The organism is Pseudoduganella sp. SL102 (assembly GCF_027856995.1).
Classification (GTDB): domain Bacteria; phylum Pseudomonadota; class Gammaproteobacteria; order Burkholderiales; family Burkholderiaceae_D; genus Rugamonas; species Rugamonas albidiflava.
This window is the reverse complement of the sequence record NZ_CP115554.1, coordinates 2634199-2647405: the sequence shown is the minus strand read 5'-3', so window position 1 is coordinate 2647405 and position 13207 is coordinate 2634199. Positions and strand designations below refer to the sequence as shown.

The 13207-nt window shown below is 67.1% G+C and carries 7 protein-coding genes and 1 pseudogene; all 8 read left to right on the top strand.

Annotation, left to right across the window (positions count from 1 at the left end; translation table 11 throughout):
- The first annotated feature begins 5 nt into the window (after positions 1–5).
- The gene (locus OU994_RS11325) at positions 6–275 is read left to right on the top strand and encodes a PAAR domain-containing protein (protein ID WP_131146818.1); all 270 of its coding nucleotides are present in this window, start codon (positions 6–8) and stop codon (positions 273–275) included.
- Positions 276–277: 2 nt separating this feature from the next.
- Positions 278–1657, top strand: coding sequence for a hypothetical protein (locus OU994_RS11320; protein ID WP_281610808.1), 1380 nt, complete (start codon positions 278–280; stop codon positions 1655–1657).
- A 70-nt stretch (positions 1658–1727) separates the two neighbouring features.
- Positions 1728–5519, top strand: a pseudogene (gene tssM / locus OU994_RS11315) (type VI secretion system membrane subunit TssM).
- A complete protein-coding gene (gene tagF / locus OU994_RS11310; RefSeq protein ID WP_131146821.1) occupies positions 5516–6505 on the top strand; it encodes a type VI secretion system-associated protein TagF in 990 nt (329 codons plus the stop codon). Before tssM ends, tagF begins: the two are co-directional and overlap by 4 nt.
- On the top strand, positions 6505–7284 hold the full coding sequence (locus OU994_RS11305) for an OmpA family protein (RefSeq protein WP_281610807.1): 780 nt from the start codon (positions 6505–6507) through the stop codon (positions 7282–7284). Before tagF ends, OU994_RS11305 begins: the two co-directional genes overlap by 1 nt.
- A 30-nt stretch (positions 7285–7314) precedes the next feature.
- Positions 7315–8325, top strand: a complete 1011-nt coding sequence (tssA, locus tag OU994_RS11300; RefSeq protein ID WP_281610806.1) for a type VI secretion system protein TssA — start codon at positions 7315–7317, stop codon at positions 8323–8325.
- 117 nt (positions 8326–8442) lie between these two features.
- Entirely contained in the window at positions 8443–11694 is a 3252-nt protein-coding gene (locus OU994_RS11295; RefSeq protein ID WP_281610805.1) for a type VI secretion system Vgr family protein, read from the top strand.
- Positions 11691–13199, top strand: coding sequence for a hypothetical protein (locus OU994_RS11290; RefSeq protein ID WP_131146825.1), 1509 nt, complete (start codon positions 11691–11693; stop codon positions 13197–13199). Before OU994_RS11295 ends, OU994_RS11290 begins: the two co-directional genes overlap by 4 nt.
- Positions 13200–13207 lie beyond the last annotated feature (8 nt).

The window sequence follows — 13207 nt, the reverse complement described above, 5'->3', positions numbered from 1 at the left end:
AGAACATGGCGGGACCTGTGATCAGACTGGGTGACAAGACCACGCATGGCGGCGTGGTCATCGGGGCATCGGGCGTAAGCGACACTGGCGGCATCGGCATCGCGCGCGTTGGCGACCTGACGGTCTGCCCGATTCCCGGCCATGGCACGCCGCCAATCGTCAGCGGCGACCAGACCTGCATCGTGGATGGCAAGGCGGTAGCACGCCACGGCGACAGGACCGCTTGCGGCGCGTCGCTGATCGCGGGACAGCAGAACACCATCGACCAGGTCTGACGATGGGCACCTGGATGAAAGGCGGCCTGGCGGCGCTGGTCGTGTTCGGCCTGTGCTGGGGTGGCGCCATCGCCTGGTGGCAGGGCACCGGCCGTTCGCCGTCGAACACCGAGCTGGCGGCCGTGCTGCTCGCCGCGCCGCTGGCATTGCTGGCGGCGTTGCTGCTGGTGCGGCACCTGCGCAAGCCGGCCGCGCCCGAAACCGCCGCCGCCAACGCCGACGCGGCAATGCCGGCACCAGCCGTGGCCGGGCCGTCGCTGGCATTGCTGGCGGCCGCCCTGTCCACGCCCCACGGCGCCGCGGCGGAAGAACTGGCCAAAGCCATCGTGGACCAGCTTGCACGCAGCGACCTCGATCCCGAATTGCTGGACGACGATGGCTATCCGGTCATGAGCGTGCGGGTCGAGGATCCGGCCGGCCCGGAGCTGCGCGAGGCGATCGCCCTGTGGCTCGGCGCGCAGGCCCTGCCCGACCCGCAGTTCGGCGACGAACACTGGCGCGCCCTCGGCATGGTCACCGGCGTGGCCGCCGACCTGGCGCACCGGGCCGGCGCGCATCCGCACGCACTGCCTGAAGAGATCGCCCCCAAATCGCCGCTGCCGACCTTGCAGATTCTTCTCGCGCTCACGGGCGCCTGGAACGAAGCGCAGCGCAGCGCCGCCGGCGCCTGGATCGGCCACGTGGTCGCCGAAAGCGGCTGGCCGGCAAGCCGGATCAGCACCAGCATCGCGGCACAGCCGGCGCCCGGCGCTGCGGTGTCGAACTGGCTGATCCAGCTGACGGCGCAGGCGGCCGGCACGCCTACCCTGGCCATGCTGCTGTCCTGCGATTCGCAGATCGGCGAAGCCAGCGTGAACGCGCTGGCGGCCGAGGGCCGGCTGTTCGGCGCGAACCGGCAGCAGGGGCTGATCCCTGGCGAAGGCGCGGCCGGCCTGCTGCTGGCCGACGCGACCCAGGCCGTCCTCTTCGACAGCGAGCCGGTCCACCTGCACACGGTGGCGGCCCGGCGCGACGATTCGGCCGATGTCGCGCGCAAGCCAGATGCGGCGCTGCTGCGCAGCCTGGGCACGCAAGCCTGCACGCAGGCCGCCGTCGCACCGGCCAAGGTGGCGGTGCTGCTGGCCGATACGGGCCACCGCACCAGCCGCGTGATGGAACTGATGGAGCTGGCCAACCAGGAACTGGCCCAGCTCGATGCCGGCACCGACGTGCTGGCCACCGGCGGCGCCTGCGGCCATGCCGGTGCCGTACCCTTCGTCACCGCGCTGGCGCTGGCGCACCAGCAGGCACTGGAGCGGCAGGCGCCGGTGCTTTGCGTGAGCAACGAAGACCCGCATTACCGCAGTGCCGTGCTGGTTCGCCCGCCGGTCCAGCCAGCCTGACCGGCACTGCCTGACCGACCCACCCAGCTTGGTTGCCGAGCCCCTTTGCTGAACCCTGACGAGTTTTACGATGATTGACACTATCTGGCAATTCCTGACCACCCGCGCCAGCCTGGCCACCACCGGCTATCTCGCCCTGGCTGCGCTGCTGTGGATCTCCACCCGGCTCCTCGGCCTGCCGACAGCGTGGGCCGTGGGGCTGTTCGTGCTGGCTCTCGCGATCGGCGCGGCCGTGTGGGCATGGCGCTGGTGGCGCGACCGCAATGCCGCCACCGAACTGGGTGAAATGCTGGAGCAGCAGGCGGTGGTCGCCGCGCCGCAGGCCAACGCCGCCCAGCGCCAGGAACAGGAAGCGATCCGCCAGCGCATGCTCGATGCGATCGCCACCATCAAGGGTTCCAAGCTGGGCCACCTGTCGGGCGACGCGGCGCTGTACGAACTGCCCTGGTACATGGTGATCGGCAACCCGGCGGCGGGCAAGAGCACGGCGATCGCCAGCTCCGGCCTGCAGTTCCCGTTTGCCGATTCGCAGATCGTGCAGGGCGTGGGCGGCACGCGCAACTGCGACTGGTTCTTCACCACCGACGGCATCCTGATCGACACGGCCGGCCGCTACTCGGTGGCCGACGAAGACCGCGCCGAGTGGTTCGGCTTCCTGTCGCTGCTCAAGAAATACCGCAAGAAGGCGCCCATCAACGGCGTCATCATCGCCGCCAGCGTGGCCGAACTGACCGGCAACCGGCCCGAGTTCGTGATCAACCTGGCCAAGAACCTGCGCCAGCGCGTGCAGGAGCTGACCGAGAAGCTGGAAGTGCACGCCCCGGTCTACGTGGTGTTCACCAAGGCCGACCTGATCACCGGCTTCTCCGAATTCTTCCACGACGCCGAGCGCACGGAGCGCGATCGCGTCTGGGGCGCCACCCTGCCCTACCACCAGAACGCCGGCGGCCAGCACGTGCTGGACCAGTTCGACGCCCGCTTCGACGAACTGTACGAAGGCCTGAAGGACATGAGCGCGGCCAACATGTCGCTGCAGCGCCGCGAGCGCATGCCGCCGGGCGTGTTCACGTTCCCGCTCGAGTTCTCCACCATCAAGGCGCCGCTGCGCTCCTTCATCGCCACCCTGTTCGAGGAAAACCCGTTCCAGTTCAAGCCCGTGTTCCGCGGCTTCTACTTCACCAGCGCGCTGCAGGAAGGCGCGCCGGTGTCGGCGTCGTCGAAGCGCGTGGCGCAGCGCTTCGATATCCGCCTGAAGAACGACCACCACGAGGAATCGCACCAGCAGCAGGGCTACTTCCTGCTCAACCTGTTCCGCAAGGTGATCTTCGCCGACAAGGACTTGGTCGCGCAGTACGCCAGCCCGGCCAAGACGCGCATGCGCTACGCGGCCTTCTTCGCCGCCACCGCGATCGCCGGCCTGGCGCTGGGTGGCTGGAGCTGGTCGTACGTGAACAACCGCCAGCTGGTGGCCAACGTCGAGGCCGACCTGGCCCAGGCCGCGCGCGTGCAGGACAAGCGCCTCGACCTGCAGTCGCGCTTCGAAGCCCTGCAGATCCTGCAGGACCGCATCGAGCAGCTGGAAAGCTACCGGGAAAACCGTCCGCTGTCGCTCAGCCTGGGCCTGTACCAGGGCGAAAAGCTGGAGCGCAAGCTGCGCGAGGAATACTTCAGCGGCGTGCGCGAGGTGATGCTCAAACCCGTCGGCGAAGCACTGGAAGGCTACCTGGCGGAAGTGAACCGCAACGCCGCCCAGCTGCAGCCGGAGACGCGCGCGGCCGCTGGCACTGCCGCCGCCGGCGCCGGCGCCGCCCCCACGGTGCAGGCAGCCGCCCAGCAATTCAAGGATTCCTCGCCGACCAGCAGCGAGGATGCGTACAACGCGCTGAAAACCTACCTGATGCTGGCCGATCCGGCGCGTGCCGAAGGCGCGCACCTGAACGACCAGCTGACGCGCTTCTGGCGCGGCTGGCTCGATGCCAACCGCGGCGCCATGTCGCGCGAGCAGATGATCCGCGGCGCCGAGCGCATCATCACGTTCCACCTCGCGCAGATCCAGGATGTGTCCTGGCCGCGCCTGGAACCGAAGCTGGCCCTGGTCGACCAGACGCGTGAAAGCCTCAAGCGCGTAGTGCGCGGCATGCCGGCACGCGAACGCGTGTATGCCGACGTGAAGGCGCGCGCCGCGACCCGCTTCCCGACGATGACGGTGGCCCGCATCGTGGGCGAACAGGACAAGGAACTGGTGCTGGGCAGCTATGCCATCCCGGGCACCTTCACCCGTGAAGCGTGGGAAGGCTTCGTGCGCGACGCGTTCCGCGATGCCGCCAACCGCGAACTGCAAAGCGCCGACTGGGTGCTGCGCACCTCGGCCAAGGACGACCTGACGCTGGAAGGCTCGCCGGAGCAGATCCAGAAAAGCCTGGTGGACCTGTACAAGACCGAATACGCGCGCGAATGGCAGCGCTTCCTGCAGGGCGTGACCATCCGCGACCTGTCCGGATTCGATGCCGCCGCCGCCGCCATGAACCGGCTGGGCGATCCGCAGATTTCGCCGATCGGCAAGCTGGTCACCGTGGTCTACGAACAGACGTCGTGGGACAACCCGACGCTGGCCGATGCCGGCATCGCCCAGGCGCAGAAAGGCATCGCCGCCTGGTTCCGTGAAACGATCCTGCGCCAGACCCCGTCGCGCGTAAACATCAACATCCCGGCATCGGGCACCGCGAAGAATGCCAACCTGCCGCTGGGACCGGTGGGCCGAGAGTTTGCCGGCGTGGCGCGCATGGTCGTCGCCAAGGACAACAACGCTTCGCTGATGGGCGGCTACATGGGCCACCTGTCGAAGCTGCGCAGCCGCTTCAACACCATCAAGAACCAGGGCGACACGGGCCCGGGCGCCAAGCAGCTGATGCAGCAAACCCTCGATGGCAACGGCTCCGAGCTGGCCGACGCGCTGAAGTACGTCGACGAGCAGATGCTGACCGGCATGAGCGACACCCAGAAGCAGGCCGTGCGCGCGCTGCTGGTGCGCCCGCTGATGCAAAGCTTCGCCGTGATCGTCAAGCCGACCGAGATCGAGATCGACAAGGTGTGGGCGGCGCAGGTGCTCACGCCATTCCGCCAGAACCTGGTGGCCAAGTACCCGTTCTCGCTCGAATCGCGGCAGGAAGCCACCAACGCCGAGATCGGCCAGGTGTTCGGCCCGCAAGGCTCCATCGCGAAGTTCTTCGACACCACCATCGGCCCGCTCGTGGTGCGGCGCGGCGACGCGCTCAGCGCCCGCACCTGGGCCAATATGGGGATCAACCTGTCGCCGGCGGTGCTGGCCAGCTTCCCGGCCTAGGTCACACCGCTGTCCGAGGGTGGCGTTGCCACCGCCGCGGCGACAGCGTCCGTCGAGCAGACCATGTTCGACCTGCAGGCGCTGCGCGCGATCGGCGCCAGCGAATTCACCATCGAGATCGATGGCCAGGCGCTGCGCTGGCGCGGCCAGGCCCAGCCCTGGGTGCACATGGTGTGGCCGAACGCGCGCGGCACGCCGGGCGCGCGCATCACCGCCATCACGCCGCAGGGCAACAGCGTGGTGCTGCTGAACGAGCAGGGCCCGAACGGCTTGCGCAAGATGGTGGAAACGGCTTCGCGCAACCGCCGCGACAATGGCGTGTTCGAGCTTAACTGGAGCAACGCGGGCGTGACGGTGACGGCCAACCTGAAGATCATCGGCACCACCAAGCCGGCGCCTGTCGCGGCCACGCCGCAGCCGGGCCAGGGCTTCAAGCGCCTGCGCCTGCCGGAAACCATCATCGTCCCCGCCCCGGTCGTTTCCGCGGCGGCGGGCGCAGTGGAAGGAGCAGCACAATGAGCCGCACAGCCACCACCGCCGCCACCATCGGCTACTTCGGCAAGATCCCCACCCGTGGCGACTTCGTCAAGGGCAGCGACAACCCTGCCCTGATCAAGCTGCTCGACGACTGGCTGGCCAAGGCGATGGACCTGATGAGCGCCGACGCGCGCTGGAAGCTCAGCTACGATGCCGTGGCACCGCTGGACTTCGCCATCATCGGCCCGCGCCGGCGCCATGCGATTGCCGGCCATATCGTGGCCAGCAGCGACCAGTCGCAGCGGCGCTTCCCGTTCCTGATGATGAGCACCATGGAAGTGCCCGAGCCGGCCGCCTTCGTCAGCGATGCGCCGCTGGTGCTGAACCGGCTGTGGAGCCGGCTGGCGGCGCTCAGCCACAGCGTGGTCAGCGCGGAAGATCCCAGCGCCCCGCTGCAGGCCGCGGCCGGCCAGGCCATCGAGCTCGACCTGCGCACCGCCGCCTATGGCGCGGCGTTCGCCGACTTCCTCGAACTGCAGACGGTGGGTTCGCTGCAGGCGCAGCTGGCCGGCGGCGGCTATGCGGGATCGGTGCGGCAGATCCTGCTGGCACTGGGCATGCTGCTGCAGCCGGTGATGGCCAGCAGCTCCAGCCGGCTGGAAAAGAGCCTGCTGCTGCCGCTGCCGGCCGATCCCATGTACCGCAGCCTGGTGGCGGCGTTCTGGATGCACCTGGTCACGCCGTTCCTGGCGCGCGCCGATTTCGAGCTGGCCCTGTTCATCGCCCGCCTGGACGGCCGCCCGGCCCTGGTGCTCGGCTTCTCCGGCGCTTCGGCGCACACGCTGCAGGCCATCATGGATCCGCAAGCCGGCCTGGAACGCCACATCGCCTTCGATGAACTGGACTGGGTGGAAGACCAGGTGAACGACGATTACGCCGTCAAGAAACTGTCCACCTATCTTTCCCAGCCCGACCTGTCCCTCAAGTCCGCGCTCGATTCGCTGTGCACGGCCTTTATTGGAACCTGATGATGTCACGACTGATCCCTCTCTTCCTCGCCTGCGCCCTGGGCGCTGCTTTCGGCCCGGCCCTCGCGCAGACGGCCGCCCCGCAGCCCGGCCAGGTCGCCGTCGCCGGCACCGTGCCGGATGAAGCCACCAAGGCCGCCGTGCTGGCGCGCCTGCGCGAAATCTACGGTGCCGACCGCGTCGTCGACCAGATCGACATCGGCCAGGTCGCCACCCCGGCCAACTGGAACGGCTATGTGCAAAAGCTGCTCACGCCGGACCTGAAGCAGATCAGCCGCGGCCAGCTCAAGATCGACGGCACCACCGTCAGCCTGCGCGGCGAGGTGGCCAACGAGGCGCAGCGCCAGAAGATCGCCAGCGACGTGGCGACCAGCCTGAATCCCACCTACACCGTCAACAACGGCTTGCGCGTTTTCAGCGCCGACCAGGGCATCCTCGACAGCACGCTGGCCAACCGCACCGTGGAATTCGAGAGCGGCAAGGCGACGCTGACGCCGGCCGGGCGCGCGATCCTCGACGAGATGCTGGCCGCGATGAAGAAGCTGAAGGAGCGCAAGATCGAGATCATCGGCCATACCGACAACCAGGGCCTGCGCACCACCAACCAGGGCCTGAGCCAGGCACGCGCCGAAGCGGTCAAGGCCTACCTGTCGGCCAACGGCATCAACGGCGAGCTGCTGACCGCCTCCGGCCAGGGCGCCGACCGCCCCATCGCCAGCAACGACACGGCCGAAGGCCGCGCGCGCAACCGCCGCATCGAATTCCGCATCGCGCAGTAAGCGCGGTCACGACGCATGAGGAACCAAGCAATGTTTTCAGCCGAGCAGTTACTGCAGCCGATCAGCCCGGACCAGCCGGCCGGCGCCGACCTGTCCTTCTCCCCGGAGCTGGACGCCATCGCCCACGCCCGCACCTTCGACGACCCGTCGCTCGACCAGGGCGAATGGGTGACCGACCTGAAGGAAGCGGACTGGGAATTCGTGGTGCGCAGCTGCGCCGGGCTGCTGGAAAAGTCGAGCAAGGATCTGCGCCTGGCCGGCTGGCTGACCGAAGCCGCCGCCAAGCAGTACCGCCTGCGCGGACTGGCCGAAGGCCTGCGCGTGATGGCCGGCCTGCTGGAGCGCTTCTGGGACCAGGGACTGTATCCGGAAGCGGAAGATGGCGACCAGGAACGCCGCATCGGCACGCTGGGCTGGCTGCTGGGCCGCATCAAGCCGCTGGTGCGCGAGATGCCGCTCACGGACGGCAATGGCGGCGGCTGGTCCGCGGTGGACTTCGAAAGCGCGCGCCGGCAAGGCGGCGACGAACGCCGCATCGCCGAACTGGATGCCGCCAAGCGCGCCACCTCGCCGGCCTTCCGCCGCGCCTTCGCGGCCGATGCGCAGGCGTGCGTGGAGGCGCTGCTGGAGCTGGAACGGGTGGCCGACCAGCGCCTGGGCAATGACGCGCCGGGCTTCGTCGGCGCGCGCGATGCGCTGCGCGACATCCAGTCCCTGGTGCCGGCGCCCGTCGAGGAAGCCGCGCCGGAGGCCGTGGACAGCGGCATCGTCATCGGCGGCGGCGAACAGGCCATGGCGGCACCCGCGCAGAGCGGCCCGCCTGGTGCGATCCACACGCGCCAGCAGGCCATCGCCCAGCTGCGCGCCATCGCCGACTTCTTCCGGCGCACCGAGCCGCACAGCCCGGTCTCGTACTATGCCGAGAAAGCTGCCAAGGCCGGCGAACAGGACTTGCACACGTGGCTGCGCTCCGTGGTCAAGGACTCGGCCTCGCTGGCGCATATCGAGGAGTTGCTGGGGGTGCAGCCGGGGTCGGAGTGACGGTGATTTCAACCGGACCGGGGTTGTCTTAAAAATACTTCTGGGGTGTAATGGCGGGGTTGGCTCGACACTTACCGCAACCTAACCCTCAGGTCAGCACCCGCTGACGCGCTTCGCATGCATCCAACCAGCGATCCATCCTTTGCGCAAGCGGTCCTGGCTGCGCTGACCGGACTGAGCCAGTCGAGCCGGTTGCTCCACCTCCATACTCCCCTGGGCACGGACGTGCTGCTGGCCGAATCGCTGCACGGCGAGGAAGGGCTCGACAGCAGCTTCCGGCTGCAGGTGTCGGCCCTGTCGCCGGACGCCGCGCTGAGCCTGAGATCCCTGCTCGGCCAGCCGGCATTGCTGGCGCTGCAGGCGGGCCCCGGGCAATCGACGCGCCACTTCCACGGCCATGTGACCGCCGCCGAACTGTGCGGCGCCAATGGCGGGCTGGCGCGCTACCGGCTGGTCATCGAACCGTGGACGGCGTTCCTGGCGCTGGGCCGCGACAGCCGCGTGTTCCAGGACAAATCGGTGCTGGACATTATCGATACCGTATTTGCCGCCTGGAACGGCAAAGGCATGCTTGTTCCCGCCTGGCGCATCGACGCGGATCGGGAACAATACCCGGTGCGCAGCCTGGTCACGCAATACCAGGAAAGCGACTGGGCATTCGTGCAGCGGCTGATGAGCGAGGAAGGCCTGTTCACCTTTTTCGAACATGGTCGCGATGCCGGCAGCCCCTCGCTCGGCAGCCATACGCTGGTGATCGGCGACAGCAACGACGCATTCGCGCCGAATGCTCAGGGGGCGGTGCGCTTCACGCAGCCCGGCGCCGTGATGACAGCGGACAGCATCGACCGGTGGCGCACCGAGACGCGGCTGTTGTCCAACGCCATCGACGTGCGCAGCTGGGATTACCGCACACGTACGGTACGTACCGCTTCCGCTTCGGCTGCCACCGGCATCGAACTGCGCAGCAGCGATGTTCCCGGCGCCTATGCCTATGCCACGCAGGAACACGGCGAACGCATTGCCGAGCGCCAACTGCAGGCGCTGGAAGCGCAAAAGGAAGTACACGTGGGCGCCGGTACGGTGCGCAGCTTTGCGCCCGGCACCACGTTTACCTTGCTGGAGCACAGCCGCTACGATGGCCGGGACGATTTCCTGATCGTGCGGGTGCGCCACCTTGCGCACAGCAACCTCGAGGCCGAGATCACGGCGCAGCTGACCCAGCGCCTCGGCGGCGATCCGGTTGCCGCCCTCAACGCACGCGCATTGGCGCACAGCCTGCACGCCACGGGCAAGCGCATCAGCGAAAGGCCCGTGTACCGCAACAGCTTCGATGCCATCCGCGCCAGCGTGCCCTACCGCGGCAGCCACGCAGATGGACATGGCCGCCTGTTGCATCCGCGCCCGACCGTGCGGGGCCAGCAAACCGCGGTGGTGGTCGGACCGCCCGGCACGCCGGTCCATACCGACCGCGACCACCGCATAAAAGTGCAATTCCACTGGCAGCGCGGCACCGCCAGCCATGGCCGGCTCGACCACCCGGCGCCGGAAGGCCACTCGGGTGCGCCTGCCGACGACCGGGCGTGCACCTGGGTGCGCGTGGCAACGCCGCTGGCGCCGGTGGCCGGGGCCAACTGGGGCAGCCATGCCCTGCCCCGCGTGGGCCAGGAAGTGCTGGTCGATTTCATTGACGGCAATATCGACCGGCCGATCGTCATCGGCGCGGTCTACAACGGCAAGGGCGAGGCCGATGCGCAAGCCAACCGGGTGACGCAAGGCGCCGGTGCGGCGACCGGCAATGCCGCGGTCTGGTTCCCGGGCGAAAACGGTGGCCACGCCCACGCCGCCGTGCTGTCCGGACTCAAGAGCCAGGCATTGCAAAGCAGCGCCGGCGGTGCGGGCGCCTACAGTCAGCTGGTGTTCGACGACAGCCCCGGCCAGCCGCGGATAGCCTTGCAGCGACATGCCGAGCCTCACCAGGGCACGGCGGAACTGAACCTCGGCCAGTTGCGCCACCAGGCCGACAACGCACGGCTCGACGCTGTCGGTTTCGGCGCGGAACTGAAGACCGAGCACAGCGTGGCACTCCGGGCCGCGCGGGGGATGCTGCTGGCCACGGACAGCGCCAGCGCCGGGATGTCCGCGATGGAGGCGGGCCCGGCTTTATCGCAGGTGGCGAACAGCCAGGAACTGCTGTCCGCGCTGGCGGACACGGCGCAAAAGCACAACGCGAAATTGCCGGACGAGAGGACGCCGGAAGAGCTGCCCGCGGTCGCAGCCCTGGCCGCCACTTGCGAAGCGCTGGGCGCCACCACGGCGGGTACCGGCGGCGACCAGGGCGGTGGCGGCTTGGCAGCCGAGTACGGCGAAGCGCAGCTGCAACTATCGTCCCCCGCGGGCATCGCTGCCCTTACACCGGCCTCCGCTGTGGTGGGTGCCGGCACCGTGTCGAGCGTCGGCGCGGGCCAGGACATCAACCTGGCCGCGCAGCGCAACCTCACCCATGCGGTCAAGGCGGGCATCGGCCTGTTCACCTACGGCAAAGCCAGCGCGGCCACGAAGCCGAACCAGGAAACCGGCATCCGGCTGCACGCGGCCAGCGGCAAGGTGAGCAGCCAGAGCCAGACCGGCCCGACACGGCTGACCGCGGACAAGACCGTTACCGTCGCCAGCGTGGCCAGCAGCGTCACCGTGGCGGCGAAGGATCACGTGCTGCTGACGGCACAGGGCGCTTACCTGAGGCTATCGGGCGGCAATATCGAGGTGCATGGGCCGGGAACGATGTCGTTCAAGGCAAGCATGAAGGAGCTGGCAGGACCGAAGAGCGAAGCGCCATCGTTGCCGGCGCTGCCGAAACCGGGCCAGGTCGAGAATTTCCTTGAGCTGAACTATCGCTGGGACGACTTGCAGCCGATGGTCGGGGCACCATACAAGGTGCTGTTCGATAACGGCACCAGCCGCAGCGGCAAGCTCGATGCGAATGGCTTCGCGCGGCTCGAGAACGTGCCGGCCACCGGCGCGTCGGTCACGTTCGGCGAGGACGAGCGCGATGCGCAGCCACGCAAGAAACAGAAGCCCAACGCGCTGGCCGGCAGCAAGCCGAAGTCGGACGAGGAGGCGCAGCGGCTGCTGGAACGATACCTGGCCCAGGAAGCAGAGTACTACAAGTCGAATTTCTTCCCGGACGAGATCGAGGACATGGACGCGGACTGGGTGGACGTAACGGAAGGTGACGGCTCCAGTGAACTCGACTATGACTACCATATGAACGACTATGTCTATGATGAAGAGGTAACGAACGCAGCCCAGGCAGACGAACGCAGTTACCGGGACATCCACGACAATGAAACCGGCCCGGGAGATCAGGCATGAGTGCAGCCACGCCCGCCACACGCGCCATCAGGCAAGCGAATAACGGTATCGGCACCTGGCTAATGGACCTGGTAAGCGGCGCGGGCTCCTCGCCCTCGCACATCATCGTGACTGGCATCCTTGGCGTCGTCCCTGGCGTTGGACAGGCCATGGACGCCCGCGACCTGGTCATCGGGATCATCGTCGTCGTCAAGTCTCCTGCCAGCGTCAGTGCGTGGGTCAACCTGGCCATCAATTTGATCGGGTGCATCCCGGCTCTGGGCGATGCGTTGAAGGTCGGCTTCAAGTTGATGAAGCAGGGGAAAAGCTTCGGGCGGGTCCTGGAAGCTGTATCGCCAAAGCTTCGGGGAAATGTGGAGCGCTACATGCGTAACATTAACTGGGCAACATTGGCGGCCCAGTCGAAGTCGCTGTTCCTGCGTAGCGTGGATGCGTTCATCGACGGCATCGACAGCTGGGTCGTGAAGGTCGTGGCTGGGCGGCGCGAAGTCGCGCAAGTGATTGCTGAACTACAGGCCGTTCGGCGGCGGGGACCGCAAATGATCGACCAGGCTTTTGCGGAACTGAGGTCGATGCACCGGCGGATGATGGGAGATCAGCTACCACGTAACACCGCAGCAGTTACGCCGCCTGTTCGTCGCACTGCGGCGCCACAGCGCGCCCCCACGTTGCAACAACAGCGCGCCGCCGCACAACGAGTGCAGCGAAGGCTCGCAGCCAAGCGCGCCGCAGATGAGAAACTGCCGCGTACATCGCCGAACTCGACATCCACCAGTACGAAGAAGAAGGCCGAGCCCAAAAAACAAAAGTGGTCAACTGGAATCCCGGCTGAACATATCACTGACTATTGTGTAAGGAGAAAGCACCGGAATTATAAAAAAATCAACAATAATGGTCGCCTTACCGAAGAAACCAGTCCTCCGCACAATGGCATGGACCATCTATGGCAGAACGTTACCGCCACGGAAAAAAAATTCGTCGTTGGTGAAACCAAGTCCAGCATCTTCGACTCGTTCACATTGATTGCTGCCTTGCCAGCCGATCTTGCGGCACAGTTCAACGCATTGAGAGCGGACGAGGCAGCCAATCCTGTTCCGTCAAGTGGGAAACCGAATATTTTCGATAGCACGGGCAGGGACGAGCTGGCAAATCGGAACGTAGGCGTCGGAACGTCACCCGAAGCGGAAGAAATCGTGCGCAAGGGCGTCAACAAGCCAGGCATCGACAAGCATGGCACACCGACCGGGCTCGCGACTCAGATGAGCCATGACTGGATCCAGAGCCGGCTCGAAAAGGAGGAACTGATCGAAGATGGAGAAGCGCTCAGAGAAGCGATCACGCTCTACCGATTCTCGCAGGTGGCTAATCCAAACGCTCCGGCCCCATACCATCGATGGATTTGCCTCGTGACTGGACGCCAGCTGCGCATACACCAGCAATCCAAGGGTGCCACGCATAATATTCAGATCACACTAACCTTACCCGACAATATCCTGCACTCCTAGTATGCAAA

Bases quoted from the DNA above. Each gene is read 5' to 3' on its own strand.
- tssA (WP_281610806.1), top strand. From the start codon at position 7,315: ATGTTTTCAGCCGAGCAGTTACTGCAGCCGATCAGCCCGGACCAGCCG.
- OU994_RS11305 (WP_281610807.1), top strand. From the start codon at position 6,505: ATGATGTCACGACTGATCCCTCTCTTCCTCGCCTGCGCCCTGGGCGCT.
- OU994_RS11320 (WP_281610808.1), top strand. From the start codon at position 278: ATGGGCACCTGGATGAAAGGCGGCCTGGCGGCGCTGGTCGTGTTCGGC.
- tagF (WP_131146821.1), top strand. From the start codon at position 5,516: ATGAGCCGCACAGCCACCACCGCCGCCACCATCGGCTACTTCGGCAAG.
- OU994_RS11290 (WP_131146825.1), top strand. From the start codon at position 11,691: ATGAGTGCAGCCACGCCCGCCACACGCGCCATCAGGCAAGCGAATAAC.
- OU994_RS11295 (WP_281610805.1), top strand. From the start codon at position 8,443: ATGCATCCAACCAGCGATCCATCCTTTGCGCAAGCGGTCCTGGCTGCG.
- OU994_RS11325 (WP_131146818.1), top strand. From the start codon at position 6: ATGGCGGGACCTGTGATCAGACTGGGTGACAAGACCACGCATGGCGGC.